This is a genomic window from Streptomyces sp. NBC_00252, assembly GCF_036187565.1.
In the GTDB taxonomy this organism is placed as follows: Bacteria; Actinomycetota; Actinomycetes; order Streptomycetales; family Streptomycetaceae; genus Streptomyces.
Map to the genome: position 1 here is coordinate 925,867 of NZ_CP108087.1, position 18,052 is coordinate 943,918.

15 protein-coding genes are annotated in these 18,052 nt (G+C 70.7%); 10 read left to right on the top strand and 5 right to left on the bottom strand.

Annotated features, from left to right (window positions below):
• Window positions 1-32 precede the first annotated feature (32 nt).
• A complete protein-coding gene (locus tag OHT77_RS04105; RefSeq protein WP_328826582.1) occupies window positions 33-1,058 on the top strand; it encodes a LacI family DNA-binding transcriptional regulator in 1,026 nt (341 codons plus the stop codon).
• Here OHT77_RS04105 and OHT77_RS04110 read toward each other — a convergent pair.
• Window positions 1,017-4,946 (bottom strand): glycosyl hydrolase, encoded by a 3,930-nt coding sequence (locus tag OHT77_RS04110; RefSeq protein WP_328826583.1) that lies wholly within the window; start codon window positions 4,944-4,946, stop codon window positions 1,017-1,019. The two genes, OHT77_RS04105 and OHT77_RS04110, sit on opposite strands and share 42 nt — an antisense overlap.
• A gap of 219 nt (window positions 4,947-5,165) precedes the next feature.
• Here OHT77_RS04110 and OHT77_RS04115 point away from each other — a divergent pair, with 219 nt between their 5' ends.
• Both OHT77_RS04115 and OHT77_RS04120 read left to right on the top strand, forming a co-directional pair.
• A complete protein-coding gene (locus OHT77_RS04115) occupies window positions 5,166-6,464 on the top strand; it encodes an MFS transporter (RefSeq protein ID WP_328826584.1) in 1,299 nt (432 codons plus the stop codon).
• A 51-nt stretch (window positions 6,465-6,515) separates the two neighbouring features.
• Window positions 6,516-7,985, top strand: a complete 1,470-nt coding sequence (locus tag OHT77_RS04120; RefSeq protein WP_328826585.1) for an L-fucose/L-arabinose isomerase family protein — start codon at window positions 6,516-6,518, stop codon at window positions 7,983-7,985.
• Window positions 7,986-7,997: 12 nt separating this feature from the next.
• Here OHT77_RS04120 and OHT77_RS04125 read toward each other — a convergent pair whose 3' ends face one another.
• On the bottom strand, window positions 7,998-8,264 hold the full coding sequence (locus OHT77_RS04125; RefSeq protein ID WP_328826587.1) for a DUF6959 family protein: 267 nt from the start codon (window positions 8,262-8,264) through the stop codon (window positions 7,998-8,000).
• Window positions 8,265-8,386: 122 nt separating this feature from the next.
• Window positions 8,387-9,049, bottom strand: a complete 663-nt coding sequence (locus OHT77_RS04130) for a DUF6629 family protein (protein ID WP_328834148.1) — start codon at window positions 9,047-9,049, stop codon at window positions 8,387-8,389.
• Window positions 9,050-9,323: 274 nt separating this feature from the next.
• On the opposite strand from OHT77_RS04130, the gene OHT77_RS04135 reads away from it, so the two are divergent.
• Window positions 9,324-9,539, top strand: a complete 216-nt coding sequence (locus OHT77_RS04135) for a DUF4177 domain-containing protein (protein WP_019056094.1) — start codon at window positions 9,324-9,326, stop codon at window positions 9,537-9,539.
• Window positions 9,540-9,578: 39 nt separating this feature from the next.
• Here OHT77_RS04135 and OHT77_RS04140 read toward each other — a convergent pair whose 3' ends face one another.
• On the bottom strand, window positions 9,579-10,613 hold the full coding sequence (locus OHT77_RS04140; protein ID WP_328826588.1) for a LacI family DNA-binding transcriptional regulator: 1,035 nt from the start codon (window positions 10,611-10,613) through the stop codon (window positions 9,579-9,581).
• Between the two features lie 159 nt (window positions 10,614-10,772).
• Here OHT77_RS04140 and OHT77_RS04145 point away from each other — a divergent pair, with 159 nt between their 5' ends.
• From OHT77_RS04145 to OHT77_RS04170, 6 genes are all read left to right on the top strand, one after another.
• Complete coding sequence (locus OHT77_RS04145; RefSeq protein WP_328826589.1) at window positions 10,773-11,591, top strand: ATP-binding cassette domain-containing protein; 819 nt, start codon at window positions 10,773-10,775, stop codon at window positions 11,589-11,591.
• On the top strand, window positions 11,588-12,649 hold the full coding sequence (locus OHT77_RS04150; RefSeq protein ID WP_328826590.1) for an ABC transporter permease: 1,062 nt from the start codon (window positions 11,588-11,590) through the stop codon (window positions 12,647-12,649). The genes OHT77_RS04145 and OHT77_RS04150 overlap by 4 nt, the downstream gene beginning before the upstream one ends.
• 64 nt (window positions 12,650-12,713) lie before the next feature.
• Window positions 12,714-13,715 carry an ABC transporter substrate-binding protein gene (locus tag OHT77_RS04155; RefSeq protein ID WP_328826591.1) on the top strand — a complete coding sequence of 334 codons (1,002 nt, stop codon included), beginning with the start codon at window positions 12,714-12,716 and terminating at the stop codon, window positions 13,713-13,715.
• Window positions 13,716-13,862: 147 nt separating this feature from the next.
• Window positions 13,863-15,308 (top strand): argininosuccinate synthase, encoded by a 1,446-nt coding sequence (argG, locus tag OHT77_RS04160; protein ID WP_266778278.1) that lies wholly within the window; start codon window positions 13,863-13,865, stop codon window positions 15,306-15,308.
• Window positions 15,309-15,505: 197 nt separating this feature from the next.
• Entirely contained in the window at window positions 15,506-16,567 is a 1,062-nt protein-coding gene (locus OHT77_RS04165) for a M20 family metallopeptidase (RefSeq protein ID WP_443048197.1), read from the top strand.
• Window positions 16,568-16,674: 107 nt separating this feature from the next.
• On the top strand, window positions 16,675-17,208 hold the full coding sequence (locus tag OHT77_RS04170) for a TerD family protein (RefSeq protein ID WP_328826593.1): 534 nt from the start codon (window positions 16,675-16,677) through the stop codon (window positions 17,206-17,208).
• On the opposite strand, the gene OHT77_RS04175 is transcribed toward OHT77_RS04170, so the two are convergent.
• Window positions 17,174-17,902, bottom strand: coding sequence for a hypothetical protein (locus OHT77_RS04175; protein WP_266778274.1), 729 nt, complete (start codon window positions 17,900-17,902; stop codon window positions 17,174-17,176). The two genes, OHT77_RS04170 and OHT77_RS04175, sit on opposite strands and share 35 nt — an antisense overlap.
• Between the last annotated feature and the right edge of the window lie 150 nt (window positions 17,903-18,052).

Consider the following 18,052-nt stretch of genomic DNA (forward strand, 5'->3'; position numbering starts at 1 on the left):
GTGCCTGGTCGCACGGCTGTCACAGCGAGGGGGTGGACGCCGTTCAGGTTCGCCCCGCCCGTATCCAGGACGTCGCAGCCGCCGCGGGCGTCTCGGTGTCCACGGTCTCGAACGTCCTGAACCGGCCCGAGCGCGTCAACGCCCGCACCGCCGAGCGCGTCCGCGACGCGGTCGCCGCCCTCGACTACGTCCCCCACCCGGGAGCCGCGGGCCTGCGCACCGGCCACTCCTCCTCCATCGGCCTGGTCCTCCCCGACGTCACCAACACCTTCTACTCCCGCATCGCACGCGGCGCCGCCGACGCGGCCTACGAGCACGGCTACGCCCTCGTCCTCTGCGACAGCGGCGACGCCCCCGAGCGCGAGCAGGGCTACTTCACGATGCTCATCGAGCAGCGGGCGGTCGGGGCGGTGGTCGTGCCGCTCGGCGCCGACCCCACCCGCCTCACCCGGCTCCGCGAGCGCGGCATCCCGCTCGTCCTCGCCGACCGCGCGCTGTCGGCCCAGGACGGCTGTTCCGTCTCCGTCGACGACATCGCGGGCGGCCGGGTCGCCGTGCAGCACCTCCTGGACTGCGGGGCGCGGGACATCCTCGTCGTGAACGGCGAGCGCGGCATCGTGCAGTGCGCCGAGCGCTACCAGGGCGCCCGCCAGGCCGTCCGCACCCGCCGCGAGGCCCGGGTCCGCCAGGTCGTCGCCGACGAGATGACGGTCGCCTACGGCCTGGAGATCGCCCGCACCCTCGACGAGCTCCCCGACGCCGTCTTCTGCACCAACGACTTCCTCGCCGCCGGCCTGTGCCGCGGCCTCGGCGAGCGGGGTGTCCGCATACCCGAGGAGATACAGGTCGTCGGCTACGGCGACCTCGACATCGCGAGTTTCGTCGGTACGACCCTCACCACGGTCCGCCAACCCGTCGAGGAACTCGGCAGAGCCGCCGTCGGAATGCTCCTCGACGAGGTGGAGGCCCGCGCCGAACACGCCCACGAGACAAGGGTGTTCGCCCCCGACCTCGTCCTACGCGACTCCACCCGTCCCCTGCCGGTCCCGAACCCGTAGCGTCACCGGCCCCAGCAGTCCCGACGACAGCTGAGCCGGGAACGCCCAGGCGGTGGGCGTAGCCTCGGCGAGATAGGGCGCCAGGGTGTTATTGACGGTCACCTCGACCCGCACCAACCCCGCTGCCGTGCGCGGGAGTTCAAAGCGGTACGGCGGACAGAACGCCTCCCCGGCCTCCACCCCGTCGACTTCCACCGACACGCTGCCGCGCACCCGCCCCAGATCCAGTACGGCGTCGGCCCCGGCAGGCACTTCGACCTCCCGCGAGTACGTCACACCGCCGCTCCAGCCGCCCAGGCCGAGCAACTTCCAGTCACCTAGAGGCAGTTGGGCCGCCACCGTACGGACGCGCACCGGCCCACGCCACCCGGAACCGCCCCGCAGGACGGCCGTGGGCACGGTCACGACTTCGACCTCCGTGGGTTCGGAAAGCGGCTGGTCCATCGTCAGGACCGAACCGTCGAGCCCCACTTCCTCACCGTCACCGACCCGCACCCTCGCCGCCAACTCCAGTGGCAGGTCCAGCGATACGGTCCCCGGCGGCACGGTGAAGCGGAAGCGCTGGGCGCGTTCGCGCACGGAGTCCGTGGCCCGCACCGGAAGTACGGCACCGCCGAGCACCGGCGCGCCGGTGAGCCACTCGGTGTCCGGCAGCGGGTGCGGTCGGACGGCCGCGTAGCAGTGCTGCAATTCCCCCCAGCGGCCGTCGTGTTCGACGGTACGACCGCGCCACTCTCCCGCCTCTGCCTCCCAACCCGCTCCGCTCACCAGGTAGTTCGCCGCATCGGCCACGCAGTCGATGAACACCGCCTCGCGCGGGTCGACGGCGTCGGCCACCACTTCCAGTACGTGTTCGCCTTCACCCAGGGCCAGTTCATGCCGGAAGAACATCGGCACCGCGCCCCAGTCGGACTCGTAGTACTCCACCTTCTCCTGCCGGGCGACCACCGCTCCGTCGAGCAGCACCGTCACGCCCACCGCAGCACCCACGACAAGTGCCGCCCGGCCGACGGCGTTCAGGCGCCCTCGGTAGGTCACCCCGCCGGCCGGTCGTACGTCCTCCGGCAGGCACATGAACTGCGGGCGCGGTCCGAACGCGTCCGGGCGGCTCAGGCAGAAGTAGCTGCCCAACGGGGTGTCGGCCGCGCCCGAGATCAGCATCGGCCTGTCCTGGGCGTCTCCCAGTTCGTATTCGAGGACGTTGCGGGTCCGGCCGATCTCCACGCGGGCGGTGGTGCAATACCCGGTGCCGATGTCCAGGCGCCGGCCGTTCCACCACACGCGCTTGGTGGCCGCGGCGCCGATGTGCAGCTCGGCGGGGCCTCGGTGGTCCGTATCCACGATCGCCCGGACCCGGGCGATCGATCCGGGTCCTGGCACGGGGACGCGTACAAACTCCTCCGTCACCAGGCCCTTGTTGCCGAGCAGGCCGTCCGGGTCCGGGATGCCCCGGCTGGTGGAGTACCGCGAGACGCTCCAGTCGTCGGGGGTGAGGGGGAGGTCTCCCGCGAGGACCTGTTCGACGGCGGGCACGTCGAGCGGATCGGGGGCCCCGGCGGACGGCACCGGAGCGAGCACGCGGACCTGGTTGCCGTAAGTCGCCTTTGTCTGCTGCCAGTTGGCGTCGGGGTCCTCGGTCTCGGTCCACCGCATGGTCCAGATCTGGGGTGCGGTGACGGACGAGCCCGCGGGCAGGGCGAGGTCGCCCCAGGTGTTGTCCATGGTGGGGACCAAGCGTCCCTCCCAGCCGGTCGAGAGGTCGATCGTCCGTTCCGGCACGGGAGTCGGCGTGGCCGGCTGGCGGGTCCGCGGGGTGCCCTCCCGCCATACGACGAGGACGGCGGGGGCGCCTTCGAGGGGGACCTCGATGGTCGAACGGCCGTCGGCCACGGCGACTTGGGCCGGTTGCCGGGTGCCGGTCGCCGGGTTCCAGATCTCGGCCTCGGTGACCTCGGCCTGGACGGTGACGGTCGAGTGGCGGGCGTAACGCGCCGGGTCCGCCTCGTGGTGGGCGTCTCCAGGCAGCGTGCGGGCGTCGGGGAAGGTGCCTGTCACCAGGGCGACCGCCTCAACTCCCCTTCTCCTGACCAGCAAGGGGACCTCGCCGGTCGCGTGTCCGGCTGTGTCGGCGACCGCCGCCGCGCCCGCCTCGGCGTCGCTCGCCCGCTCCAGGCGCGGGTGTTTCAGCAGGGCCGCGACGACGGAGTCGTCCCCGGTCATCCCCGCGGCCGTCGCCGGTGGGCGGCCCACGACCACCACCCGGCCGCCCGCGTCCAGGAGTTGGGTCAGTCGGCGGGCCGTCTCCTCCTCCAGGACGCTCGCCGATGGCAGCAGCACCGCGCGGTACGACAGGTCCGCGACGCGCAGGGCGCCTTCGGCCGCGGTCGCACGCTGTACGGAGGCGTCGTCGATGACGTCGAAGGCGATGCGGTGGCGGTCAAGCGAACCGACGTGCGGGCCGAGCCAGTTGTTCGTGCCGCAGAGGTCCAGGTAGTCGCGCTGTGTCTCGTCGACGTCGGCGTGGTCGTCGCCGAGGCGGCCGTCACCGAAGTGCTGGACGGGGGCGTCCAGCGGGATGAGGGACTGCATGGTGGCGGTGGGGTGCAGGACCGCGACGTCGGCGCTGTAGGTGCCCCAGGACATGATCGAGCAGATCCGGGCGACGGCACGGGAGAACGCCGGGTACTGCCGCCAGTAGGGCTGGCGCCAGTCGGTGGACGGGGGCGCCCACTCGAACCAGCCGCCCGCCGTGCCGAAGTAACTGGCGTGCGGGTTGTACAGGTTGGCGCCGCTGCGCAGGAACGGCAGGAGCCAGTCGTAGGTGTCCGCCAGGGTGCCGCCCCAGCCGGAGGAGTGGAACGCCTCGATCCAGACGCGCTCGTGGCCGTAGAGGTGGGCCATGGAGGAGTGGACCTTGGAGTCGCCGTGGTGATCGCTGCCCGCGGCGCCGTACCAGCGGTGGGTGCGGAAGTAGTCGGTGTAGATCTGCGTCGACTGGGCCGGGAAACCCGCCCGCGCGGGGTGGCTCTGGTCGGCGCCGACGAGCATGCCGCGTTCGTCGTGCCAGGCGGCGAGCGGCTTGAAGAGGGCTTCTTCGGTGAGTTCGGTGCGGACCGCGTGGTAGTCGGCGCGGATCTTCGCCGCGCGGGCGGTCAACGGGCCGAACAGGGCGGGGAGATGGTCGAGGAGGTCGTAGCCGCGGCGGGCGCGGAACTCGCCGGGGAAGCGGTGGCTCCAGGAGTTGGTGCCGGGCAGCTCGTCCTGGAAGCTGCCCGCGATGACGTTGCCGAGGTACTCGGGGACGCGGCGGTCGTACTCGTGGTGGACGGTGTCCAGCAGCAGGCTGACGGCGTGCGGGTCCAGGTAGTCGAAGGCGGTGGGGACGGCGACGACGAGCTGTACGTCCTCGCCCTCGGGGACCGTGGGCAGGAGGTGGCCCTCCATGTCGTAGGCGGCCACGAGGGTTTCGGCACCGCGCAGGGCGATCGTGCCGCCGGTGACGGTGGCTCTCCGGGAGCGCAGGGCGAGGCCGGCCGTCTCCGGGTGGTGGCGGGTGACGGCGCCCTGCACGTTGGCGCCGGAGAAGCCGATCTGGTCGTAGAACCACAGGCGGGTGCCGATGTCCCGGGCGATGCGGCAGGTGTCGGTGAAGCGGTCCCACCACTCCTCGCCGAACCACGGCGGGTCGTCGGTGCGGGCGCCGAAGGCCGGACCGGCCGGGGCGAGGTTGATGACGACGAGGTTGTGGACGCCGCCGGCCGCGAACCGGCGCAGCTGCCAGTCGAGTTGCTCGCGGGTGACCTTGGCGCCCGACCACCACCACAGCGGGGTGGGGCCGAAGTCCCGGGGCGGGGCGTCGAAGAGCTGGTGCAGCGCGGGCGAGATCACGGCGTTGGTCCTTCCGAGTAAGGCTCCGTCATCCTCATGGGTCAAAAAACGTTTTATGTCGGCTCGATCGTCTGTCACCTGCAATGTTGGCACCGGATCCGTAGGCCGGGAAGGAGGCGGACCCGTCTTCGCCCGGATACGTGCGAGAGGGCTTGTTGGAACGTTTTTTGGACCCTATATTCACTGCGACCCCGGCCCAGAGCCGCGAGGAGCCGCATCATGATCCGATTCCCGTCCCCACCGGAACACGCGGAACAGCCGCCCATCCCCCGGCACTTGTGGAAGGTCGCGGCCCTGTCGGGCATGGCGTCCTACCTCGACGCCGCGCTCATCGTCAGCATCGCCGTCAACCTGGCCATCTACCGCGACCACTACGACATGGGCGTGTGGATGGCCGGCGCGATCAGCGCGATCGTCACCGGCTGCATCGCCGTCGGTTCCCTCGTCGGCGGCCGGCTCGCCGACATGTTCGGGCGCCGCCGCGTCTACAACCTGGACATCCTCTGCTACGCCGTGGGCGCCATCGTCATCACCCTCGCCCCGAACGACATCGTCCTCTTCGTCGGCGTACTCGTCGCGGGCCTCGCCGCCGGAGCCGACCTGCCGACCTCCCTGGCCGTGGTCTCGGACGCGGCGCCCGCCGACGGCCGGGCCCGTCTCGTGTCGTTCACGCAGGTCATGTGGGTGCTGGGCATCGTCGTCGTCATCTTCCTCGGCTACGTCCTGTCGGACACCGGCATGACCGGGGCACGGTTCATCACCGGCCACCTGGTCGTCGCCGCACTGGTCACCTTCCTGCTCCGTGCCCGGCTGGAGCTGGCCGACCCGTCCGAGGCGGCACAACGCGAGGAGGCGGCAGCGCTCGCCGCCCCGCGCGGCATCGAGCTGAAGAACGTGTGGAACCGCGCCGCGCTGCTGCCGATGATCGCGACCTTCGTCTACTACGTCACCTGGGGCATCGGCGCCAACACCTTCGGCCAGTTCGGCACCTACCTCCTGGTCACGGTCAGCGGCGCCTCACAGAGCCTGGCCACCGGCATCAACCTGGCCTTCCTTCCCATCGCACTGGTGCTGACCTTCGTCTTCGTCCGGGTCGCCGACACCCCGTGGCGCGACCGGCTGTTCTACGTCTTCACCGTCGTGCAGGTCGTGGCCTTCTGCATCGCCTCCCTCACGGCGGGCGCGCTCGTCGGGATGCTCGTCTTCTTCGTGCTGTACCAGATCTCCAACCCCTTTGCGGGAGAGGCCAGTTACAAGGTCTGGTCGCAACTCACCCTGCCCCCCGACACCCGCGGCACCACCCAGGGCCTCACCTACGCCCTCTCGCGCGGGGTCTTCGCGGGCGTCGCGTTCGTCACGCCGGCGCTGATGGACTACAGCGCCTCGCTCCTGCTGTGGCTGATCACGCTCTGCATGGCGGCATCCGGGGTCGCGGGCGTGTACGTCATCCATGTCCTCATCCGGCGCTCCCCCAACACCGCGGTGGCCCCGGAGACCCTGGGCGTGGCCAGGACCTGAGTCCGGCACCGGCCCCCGGACAGCACACCGGACACCGTAAGGACACCGCGCATGACAACGACCGAGCCCACCACCGTGACCGACGAACACGCCGCCGCCCTGCGCGAGTTGCTCCCACCGGCACCCCGTCGCCGTACCCGGATCGGACTCGTGGCGGGCGGCCTCGGCGCCTACTGGCCCCAATTCCCGGACCTGCTCCCGCAGTTGAAGGAGTCGTCCGCCTACGTCGCCGAGCGGTTCCAGCGGATGGACGCGGAGGTGACCGACGTCGGCTTCATCTCCGACGCCGTGGAGGGGGCGGCAGCGGCGGAGCAACTGCGGCGCGCGGACTGCGACTTGATCGTGCTGTTCCTCACGACGTATCTGACCTCGTCGATGGTGCTGCCGATCGCCCAGCGCTCGCACACCCCGGTCCTGGTCATCGACCTCCAGCCGTCCGAGCGCATGGACCACGCCTCCTTCGACACGGGTGCCTGGCTCGCCTACTGCGGGCAGTGCCCGGTGCCCGAGGTCGGCAACGTGTTCCGGCGGGCGGGCATCCCCTTCCGGTCGGTGTCGGGCTGGCTGCGCCAGGAGTCGGCGTGGCGGCGCATCGAGCAGTGGATCCGGGCCGCCCATGTGCGGGCCTCGCTCCGGCACGCGCGGCACGGACTGATGGGGCATCTGTATCCCGGCATGCTCGACGTGTCGACCGATCTGACGCTGCTCCCGGCGACGTTCGGCTCGCACGTCGAGGTGCTGGAGTTCGACGATCTGCGGCACCGGGTCGAGCAGGTCAGCGAGGCCGAGACCCGGGAGCGCACGGCCCTCGCCCGGCGGGTCTTCGCCGTCGACGACAGTGTGGTGGACGAGGACTTCGCGTGGGGGGCGACCGTGTCCGTCGCCCTGGACCGGCTCGTCGAGGACTTCGGCCTCGACACCCTCGCGTACTACCACCGGGGACTCGACGGCGAGCTGCACGAACGGATCGGCGCGGGCATGATCCTGGGCGCCTCGCTGCTCACCGCCCGGGGCGTACCGGCCGCCGGTGAGTACGAACTCCGCACCAGCCTGGCCCAGTTGGCAACCCAGAGCATCGGTGCCGGGGGTTCCTTCACCGAGATCCAGGCCCTCGACTTCGAGGCCGGTGTGGTGGAGATGGGCCACGACGGTCCCGCCCACCTCGCCGTCAGCGCCCGCGATCCGCTGCTGCGCGGCCTCGGCGTCTACCACGGCAAGCGCGGCTGGGGCGTCAGCGTCGAGTTCGACGTCCGGCACGGGCCCGTCACCCTCCTCGGCCTCGGCCAGGACGCCGACGGCACCCTCTCCTTCGTCACCTCCGAGGGCACCGTCGTCCCCGGCCCCCACCTCGCCATCGGCAACACCACCAGCCGCGTCGACTTCGGCCGCGACCCCGGCGAGTGGGTCGACGCGTGGAGCGCGACGGGCGTGGGCCACCACTGGTCCCTCGCGCTAGGCCATCACACGGCGGACTTCCGGGCCGCGGCGAGCCTGTTGGGGATCGAGCACCGGGAGGCGTGAGGGCACGCCGGCTCAGTACGGCAACTGAATCCGGTGCTTCTCCAACGCCACGGAGTACCGGCTCAGCAGCGCGTCGAACCCCGCGAGCAGCAGCCCCGCCGCCTCCCCCGCGTCGGCCAGGTCGCCCCGCTCGCAGGCCTCGACCACCTCGGCCACATCACCGCGGAGGATGTGAAGCGAGTCGCCCTGAATGAGCACGCCGGGCAACCGACGACCGGGCAGACGGACCACGGCGTCGTTCCCACCGTCAGTGAACAGCTCTGCGTCTATACGCTCCATGCAGCCATCCAACGCGACATCACCGTCGCACATCAACGACTTTGTACGGCACGGACTTTGGACACGGCACGGAGACACCCATAACTGGCCACTGTCGAATTCCGTTCGACTCGGCAGCGGCCTCACCCCGTGGACCCGCCCCGCCCCGCACTGACATAGGGCCGCACTCCCGGCTCGCTGTCCCGCCCGCGTACCCAGAAGAACAGGACCACCGAGGACAGCGCCGCGACCGCGCACCACGTGGAGACGAACTCCAGCTCCCACAGGGTCCAGCAGATCAGGGCGCCGATGGTGACGAGCACGCCCAGGACCACGAGACCGCGCTCGCCGGAGAGGAGGAGTGAGCCGATCGTCGCCACCAGGTAGCCGGCGATGACCAGTTGGGGGTGTGGGAGGTGGACGACGTAGCCGAGGGTGTGGCCTCGGATCTCGGCCGTCACGGAGTGGGCGGCGAGTGCGTGGCCGAGTGCCGCCGCCGTCGCCGCGCCGATAACGACGAACACGCTCAGCCGGGTCCGGGCCCGCCGTGACGCGGCGCACCACGCCCCTACCGGGACCCAGACCGCCAGCAGTGGCATGGCGATGACGGCCCAGGCGAGGGTGGCGGGCCCGGATCCCCCGTCGGCGTCCCACACCGCCGACTCCACGATCTGGTGGGCGCCCAGCAGCAACGGCAGTGCGGCGAGCGGCAGATCGGTCCGCCGCCGCGCCCGGGCCACACACGCGACTCCTACGGCGGCGACCGCCGCGCCCGCCACGAGGTCGGCCTTCGCACTCCAGCACATGGGCACCTCCACGGGTTCCGTCAGCGTCCACGGGTCACCGGCCACGCTACGTCTCCGCCCCGCCGCACCCCGGGTGACACGACGGCCGCGTGTGCCGTGATGGCGTACCCACGGACCCTCCCCCGATGCCCGGTCCGGACAACAGCCGTGCCTGCGTGCGGAGTTGACGGCGTCGCCACGAAACCACCCCCGGCCTGCGCGGGAAGGTCCCCCCATGATTGGCTGACCCCGCCCGCCGCACACCGTGCGCACGCAGCAGGAGGACACCGCAGCCATGAGCAATGCCTACACGTTCGAGTACAAGGTCGTCAGCTTCCGGGAGTCGCTGATCGGCGACGCGCTGGACAGCGACAAGCTGGAGAAGGTCCTCAACAAGCACGCCGAGGACGGCTGGGGCCTCAAGGCCATCACCGCCGCCGACGTCAAGGGCCGCATAGGTCCCGGCGCGGTCGAGGGCCTGCTCCTCACCTTCGAGCGGCCTCGCGCGTAACACCCGTGCCGTACGCGGGACGGGGGCGGCCCGGACTCGTCAGCGCCGAGGAGTCGCGATCGGCGTGCCGGGGCCCGGGATCTCCCCCGACCCGCGCGGGATCAGTTCGGTCGGCATGACGACCCTGCGCGGCGGTGACGTGTCCCCGTGGATGCGGGCGAACAACAGCTGCGCGGCGCTCGTCGCCAGCGCGACCGGGTCCTGCGCGATGACCGTGACCGGCGGTGTCAGCTGCGCGGCGAGGGCGAAGTCGTCGAAGGCGACGAACGCGACGCCCGCGGGCAGCACGGCCCGCACGCCGAACGCGAGCACCTCGTTGCCCGCGAGGACCGCCGTGGGCGGCCGGGGTGCGGAGAGGAGCGCGGTGACGGCCCGGGCGGCATCCGCGCCGGACCGTAAGTCGTGCCGGACGAGCGCCGGATCGGCGGCGATGCCCGCGGCGTCCAGGGCGGCCAGATAGCCGCGGTGGCGTTCGCCGAAGGTCCAGATCTCCGGCTTGTCGCCGAGGTAGCAGATGCGCCGGTGGCCGTGCGCGATCAGGTGGCGTACGGCCTGCCGTACCGCGCCGAAGTTGTCCACCACCACGGTGTCCACGTCGAGGCCGGGTGCCACCCGGTCCACGCACACGATCTTCGTACCCCGCGCCTGCGCCGAGCGCAGCACGCGGTGGTCGCCCGCGACCGGGGTGAGAATCAGCCCGTCGACCCTGCGGGCGGTGAAGGCCGCGATCACCTCGCGTTCGCGGCGGAGGTCGGCGCGGCTTGAGCCGATGAGGACCATGTTGCCGCGCCGGTGCGCGACGTCCTCGGTGGCCGAGGCGACGGCGGCCATGAAGGGGTCGGCAACGTTGTCCACCATCAGTCCGATGGTTTGGCTCAACCGGTCCGTACGGCGCAACTGCCGTGCCACGTCGTCGCGTTGATAGCCCAGCTTGCGGACGGCGGCCGCCACCCGGGCGGCGGTGAGGGGTGCCACGCCCGCCTCGCCGTTGACCACGCGGGACACGGTCATGACGCTGACGCCCGCTTCCGCGGCCACGTCCTTCATCCGCGGACGGCTGGGACGACTGGTCACGCCGTGTCCTCCCGAGGTCATCCAGCGCGACCGGACAGCAGTCTGTCCGACGGGCCGACGGTGTCCGCCCAAATCCCCGTTCGTTCACGACCCTTGACGCCCACCCACGGGCCTCCCAGAATCGACGAGCTGTTAACGATACCAACCAGAAGGCACAACATGGCCTCTGCAAGAGAACCCCTTCTCGCGGCACACGGTGTGGTCAAGCGTTTCGGCCATGTCCAGGCGCTCTCGGGCGCCGACTTCACGGCGTACGCCGGCGAGGTCGTCGCACTGATCGGTGACAACGGCGCCGGCAAGTCGACATTGGTGAACGTACTTTCCGGCGTACTCACCCCGGACGAGGGCGAGGTGCGCCTGGACGGGACGCCGGTCCGCTTCACGGGGCCCATGGACGCGCAACGGCACGGAGTCGAGACCGTCTACCAGGATCTCTCCCTGGCGCCGGATCTTGACGCGGCGTCAAATCTCTATCTCGGCAGGGAACTTGTGCGCGGAGGCCTGCTCGGCCGGCTGGGCGTGCTCGACCGGCCCACCATGCGCCGGGAGGCGATCGCGGCGTTCGGTGAACTCGGTGTGGAGCTGAAAGATGTGACGGCTCCTGTGACAACGTTGTCAGGAGGGCAACGGCAGTCCGTGGCCGTGGCGCGCGCGGTCGCGTTCGCCAACAAGGTCATCTTCATGGACGAACCGACCGCGGCCCTGGGCGTCGTCCAGCGCGCCCGGGTCCTGGAGACCGTCCGCAGGGTCGCCGACCGGGGCATCTGCGTCGTCCTCATCAGCCACAACATGCCCGAGGTGCTGTCGGTCGCGGACCGGGTCGAAGTACTGCGGCTGGGCCGCCGGGTCGCGTCGTTCAACGCGGCCGACGCCACGATCGAGAAACTCGTCGGCGCCATGACCGGATCGCTGGACGAGCCCGCGCAGAACGGGAACCACGACCCGGTCGGCGCGACGGAAGCGGAGGACGGGCGATGAGCGCCAACAGCCAGGACATCAAGCCGGCCGCCCCGGCGCAGGAGCCGCCCCCGGCCCAGGAGGGACGCCTCGCGATACCGCCGTGGCTCCGACGGGCCGCCGGTATCAGCGAGTTGTGGACCTTCGTGATCCTCGTCGCGCTGGTCGCGTTCTTCACGATCGCGGCGCCGGGCAAGTTCTTCACCACGTACGACATCACGCAGATCGCCGTGAACGCGGCCATCTACCTGGTGCTCGGCGTCGGCATGACGTTCGTGATCATCACCGCGGGCATCGACCTGTCGATCGGCTCGGTGCTGGTGCTGGCGGCGGTGGCCGCCGGTGAGTACAACATCCACCACGGCGGGCCCACCGCGGGCTGGTTCACGGTCGCGGTCTGTGTGGTCATCGCCCTTGCCGTGGGGGCGGGTTGGGGTGCTCTGCAGGGCGCGGTGGTGGCGACCGGGAAGGTGCCGCCGCTGATCGTGACCCTGGGCGGTCTGGGCGCGGCACTCGGCATCGCCGAACTCGCCACCGGCGGCCAGGACCCCTCCGGGGCATCCGCGGCGCATCTCCAGAACAGCCTGGGATTCGGCAAGTTGCTCGGCATCCCCTGGATGGTGATCCTCGCCGCGATCGTCACCGCCCTGTTCGGCGCGGTCCTCGGCGCCACGAAGTTCGGCAGCCACACCCTGGCGATCGGCTCCAACCCGACGGCCGTCCGCCGCGCGGGCATCCCGGTGGGCCGCCATCTGATCAAGGTCTACGGCCTGATGGGCCTCCTCGCCGGTCTCGGCGCGGTGATGTGGCTGGCGTCGTACGGCACGACGTCGATCGCCGGGCACTCCACCGACAACCTGAAGGTGATCACCGCGGTGGTCCTGGGCGGCACCAGCCTGTTCGGCGGGCGGGGTTCGGTCCTCGGCACGGTGATCGGTGTGTTCATCCCCGCGGTGCTGACCACCGGGCTGATCGTCATCGGCGTTCAGCAGTACTGGCAGGACGTCGCCGTCGGTGTCGTCCTGGTCGCCGCCGTCTACATCGACCAGATGCGCAGGAAGACCCGAGAGCGTGCGTGACCGCCACCCCGCTCCCCTCCCCGACCTTCGTCCCGACCCTCGTACCACCCAGGAGGACACCCTTATGTCGAACATCCGCATCACGCGCAAAGCACTCGTCGCCGCGGGCACCGTGCTGCTCCTGACCGGCGCCGCCGCCTGCAGTTCGTCGAGCGACAGCGGCAGTTCCGGGTCGAAAGGAGGGGCCTCCGGCAAGAAGGTCCGGCTGATCACCGGCGTGAAGAGCGACCCCTTCTACATCACCATGACCTGTGCGGCGCAGACCGAGGCCAAGGCGAAGGGCATGGACTTCTCGGCGGACGGTTCCGCGCAGTGGGACGTCTCCGTGCAGCGGCCCCTGCTCGACTCGGTGGCGGCGTCGCGGCCGGACGGGCTGCTGATCTCGCCGGTCGACACCAGCGCGCTCACCCCGTCGCTGAAGCAGATCCAGTCGTCGGGCACCAAGGTCGCGCTGGTGGACACCACGGTCACCGACGACTCGATCGGCATGACCCGGATCTCGTCCGACAACGAGAAGGGCGGCCGGGTCGCGGCCGACGCGCTCGCCAAGCTGATGAACGAGAAGGGCTCGGCCATCGTCATCAGCGTCAAGCCCGGTGTCTCCACGACGGACGCCCGCATCAAGGGCTTCACCGAGGAGATGAAGAAGTACCCGAACATCAAGATGCTGCCCACCCTCTACGACAACGACCTGCCGGCCACCGCGGCCTCGCAGATCCAGTCGACGCTGGCGGCCCACCCCGACCTCGGCGGTGTGTTCGCGGGCAACACCAACACCGGCCAGGGCATAGCCACCGGCCTCAAGCAGGCGGGCAAGGAGGGCAAGGTGCAGGTCGCGGCGTTCGACGCCGAGCCGGACGAGATCGCCTCGCTGAAGGCGGGCACCCTCCAGGTCCTGGTCGCGCAGGACCCGGCGGCGATCGGCAAGGAGGCCGTCGACCAGCTCGCCGCCGCCTTCGAGGGCAAGTCGGTCCAGAAGTCGATCGGCACCAACATGGTCGCCATCACCAAGGCGAACATGAACCAGCCCGAGATCAGCAAGTACTTCTACAAGTCGGGGTGCTGAGCACACCCCTCCGCCGTTGCTGCCGGGTGCCCGCGTGTGTCACGGGCGCCCGGCAGCGGCGTATCAGAAGGGGGATCGAGCCTCGTCGAAAAAGGGGATCGGAATGGGGACTTTGCATGACCATGCGCGAGGGTGCATAATCTTCCTATGTCTAAGGTCCTCACCTCCCTCCCCACCGGCGAGCGCGTCGGCATCGCCTTCTCGGGCGGACTCGACACCTCCGTCGCGGTCGCCTGGATGCGCGACAAGGGTGCCGTCCCCTGCACCTACACCGCCGACATCGGCCAGTACGACGAGCCCGACATCGCCTCGGTGCCCGGCCGCGCGCAGGCCTACGGCGCCGAGATCGCGCGCCTCGTCGACTGCCGTGCGGCGCTGGTCGAGGAGGGCCTGGCCGCGCTGACCTGCGGGGCGTTCCACATCCGCTCCGGCGGGCGCGCCTATTTCAACACCACTCCGCTGGGCCGTGCCGTCACCGGCACGCTGCTGGTCCGGGCGATGCTCGAGGACGACGTCCAGATCTGGGGCGACGGCTCGACCTTCAAGGGCAACGACATCGAGCGGTTCTACCGCTACGGCCTGCTGGCCAACCCGCATCTGCGGATCTACAAGCCCTGGCTGGACGCGGACTTCGTGACCGAGCTGGGCGGCCGCAAGGAGATGTCGGAGTGGCTGCTCGCCCACGAGCTGCCGTACCGCGACAGCACGGAGAAGGCGTACTCCACCGACGCCAACATCTGGGGCGCCACCCACGAGGCCAAGACGCTCGAGCACCTGGACACCGGCGTGGAGACCGTCGAGCCGATCATGGGCGTGCGCTTCTGGGACCCGTCGGTCGAGATCGTCACCGAGGACGTGACGATCGGCTTCGACCAGGGCCGCCCCGTGACGATCAACGGCAAGGAGTTCTCCTCCCCCGTCGACCTGGTGATGGAGGCCAACGCCATCGGCGGCCGCCACGGCATGGGCATGTCCGACCAGATCGAGAACCGGATCATCGAGGCCAAGAGCCGCGGTATCTACGAGGCCCCCGGCATGGCCCTGCTGCACGCGGCCTACGAGCGGCTCGTGAACGCGATCCACAACGAGGACACCCTCGCCCAGTACCACAACGAGGGCCGGCGCCTGGGCCGGCTGATGTACGAGGGCCGCTGGCTGGACCCGCAGGCCCTGATGGTCCGGGAGTCCCTGCAGCGCTGGGTCGGCTCGGCGATCACCGGTGAGGTCACCCTGCGGCTGCGGCGCGGCGAGGACTACTCGCTGCTCGACACCACGGGCCCGGCGTTCAGCTACCACCCGGACAAGCTGTCCATGGAGCGCACCGAGGACTCGGCCTTCGGCCCGGTCGACCGCATCGGCCAGCTCACCATGCGCAACCTCGACATCGCCGACTCCCGCGCCAAGCTGGAGCAGTACGCGGGCCTCGGTCTGATCGGCACCGGCAACACCGCGATCGGCGCCGCGCAGGCCGCCGCGACCGGTCTCATCGGCAGCATGCCCGAGGGCGGCGCCGAGGCCATCGCCTCCCGCGGCGAGGTCTCCGAGGACGACGCGCTGCTCGACCGCGCGGCGATGGAGTCCGGCACCGACTGATCAACCGCGTTTGTTTGCACCGCCGTTGGGCCGGTTCGACGCGTTCGCCGTCGGGCCGGCCCTTCGTCGTCCGGAGCGGAGTACGGGAGACCGCAGGCGCTGGTCACGACCGCCGATCGGCCACCTGCTCCCCGGCGCTGACCGCGTAGCCTTCCTCCGTGACCACGCACAACACCATCGCCGTGAGCGTCGAAGCGATGCTCGAAGACCTCCGGACCCTCGTCGAGGTCGAGTCCCCCTCCCGTGACCTGGACGCCCTGCGGAAATCGGCCGAGACCGTCGCCGGTGTCATCGAGGCGCGGCTCGGCGGGCGGGCGACGCTCGTCGAGAGCGGGGGCGGGCCGCACGTCCACTGGTCCGGCGGTGGGACACCCCGGGTGCTGGTCCTCGGGCACCACGACACCGTGTTCCCGCTCGGGACCCTCGCTCGGCGTCCCTTCCTGATCGAGGACGGCCGGGCGACCGGACCCGGCGTCTTCGACATGCTCGGCGGTCTGGTGCAGGCGATCCACGGGCTGGCGGGGCTGGAGGACCGGTCCGGTGTCGAGATCCTGGTGACCGCGGACGAGGAGGTCGGCTCGCACTTCTCCCGGGCGCTCATCGAGGAACGCGCCCTGGCCTGCGGTGCCGTGCTCGTGGCCGAGGGTGCCGCCGACGGCGGGGCGGTGAAGACCGGCCGTAAGGGATGCGGCACCTTCGAGGTGTCCGTCGCGGGGCGGGCCTCGCACGCGGGGCTGGAGCCCGCCGCCGGGGTCAACGCGCTGATCGAGGCGGCGCATCAGGTGCTGGACATCACGGCGCTGGCACGGCCCGAGATCGGTACGACGGTCACGCCGACCGTCGCGTCCGCCGGAACCCTGGACAACGTCGTGCCCGCGCAGGCGACCGTCGTCGTGGACGTCCGGGTCGAGTCGGCCGACGAGAAGGAACGCGTCGAGTCGGCGTTCGCCGACCTCGCGCCGCATCTCGACGAGGCCGTGATCACCGTAACGGGAAGTGTCGGTCGGCCGCCGATGCCCGAGTCGGCCGCGGCCGGACTGTTCGCCGTGGCACAGGAGTTGTTGCCCGGGCTCGAAGGGCGGGCGGTCGGCGGCGGGAGTGACGGGAACTTCACGGCCGCATTGGGGGTGCCGACGCTCGACGGGCTGGGCGCGGTCGGGGGCGGGGCGCATGCCGACCACGAGTATCTGCTCGTCGGGGCGATGGCCGAGCGGGCGTGTCTCGTCGCGGGGTTGGTGGACGTGATCCGGAGCGCCTGACCCCGGGTTTGTCGGGCCCGTCCGGGCGGCATCAACAGGCCGTCGGGGAGCGATACTTGACCGTGCGGGGATTGTCCCGTGATGGCCTGATACGGGAGCGGCGATCAGTGAGCAGTGTCAGCACAGTTGCGGGCAAGGTCGAGGTACGGCTCCGCTGGGATCCGAGTCCCTGGGGGCAGCAGCCGCGCCATCTGGACATCGTCGCGGCGACCTACTCCGCCGACGCCCCGCACGGACGGCCGGTGTACGTCGTCAACTCCGAGAGCCGCTCGCCGGACGGCACGATCAACATGAGCCGGCACAGCGAGAGCGGCCAGGGGTACGGGTACATGGAGGTGATGGTCCTCGAACTCGACCGTCTCGCCGGGTCGTTCGCGCGGGTGGTCGTCGGGGTGGCGATCCACCAGAACGGCGGGGCCAGGACGTTCGGCGAGCTGTCGCACGCCAGGACGCTGGTCGTGGAGGGGTACAAGGAGCTGCTGTCCGACGACTTCACGGGGGTGGCCGGATCCACCGCCGCGACGGTCGCGGAGTTCACCAAGGACGCCTCCGGCGCCTGGGAGTTCCGCCCGATGGTGCGGGGGTTCGACAGCGAACCGGCCGGATTCAGTGCGGAGATGGGCAGCGCGTCTCGGCCCTGACCGGCTGCTCGGCGTTGTACTGCGGCAGCAGCGTCGTGACGGTCGGCCGCCGGTGCCGCAGCTCGTGGACCAGGCCCAGGACGACGGCGGCGGCCACCGCGACCAGGTGTTCCCGCCCGGCCAGATTGGGCTTCACGATCGACTCCCACACCATCGATCCCCCGGTGAGGAAGAACACGACGGGCGCGCGCCGGACGACCGCGAGATACGTGAACAGTCCTACGACCGCCGCCGACGGCCCGGTGTCGAGGACGTGCCCGATCTCCGGCCGCAGCCCGATGCCGCCGCAGCCGGGTCCGATCAGCAGCATCACGCGCACCGTGAGGGTGCCGGCCAGGGTGGTCACGTAGGCGACGACGAGGGTGCGGGCCCGGCCGAGGGCCAGCTCGGCCAGTGCGAAGGCGAGGAACAGCTGGGTGATGCCGGCCCAGACCGGGAGGTCGAGGGCGGGGACGTACAGCGATATGGGGGTGCGCACCAGGGCGAGCCACAGCGGCAGGTCGCCCTGGACGCCGCCGATGTCCCGGACGATCTCGGCGCCGGTCGGGTTCTGTGCCACCGCGTGGAAGAAGATCACACCGAAGGCGGCGACGAACGCGAGGGACACCCCCATCAGTCCGCGCCGCAGCAGCTGTCGTACCGGATCGACGACAATGCCCTGCCATTCACCCCGCAGTGTGCGCCAGATGAACAACGGTCCCCAACTCCCCCACCTCGGTCGAACATACGGATCGGAATGTAGCCCCCCTGTGCGGGTCCTGTGTGTCCCGGGTCGGCCGGAGCTGTTGTCGCAGCTCGCGGACGGTACACGTGGGGCTGATATTGAAGAGTGGGAAGCTTTCCC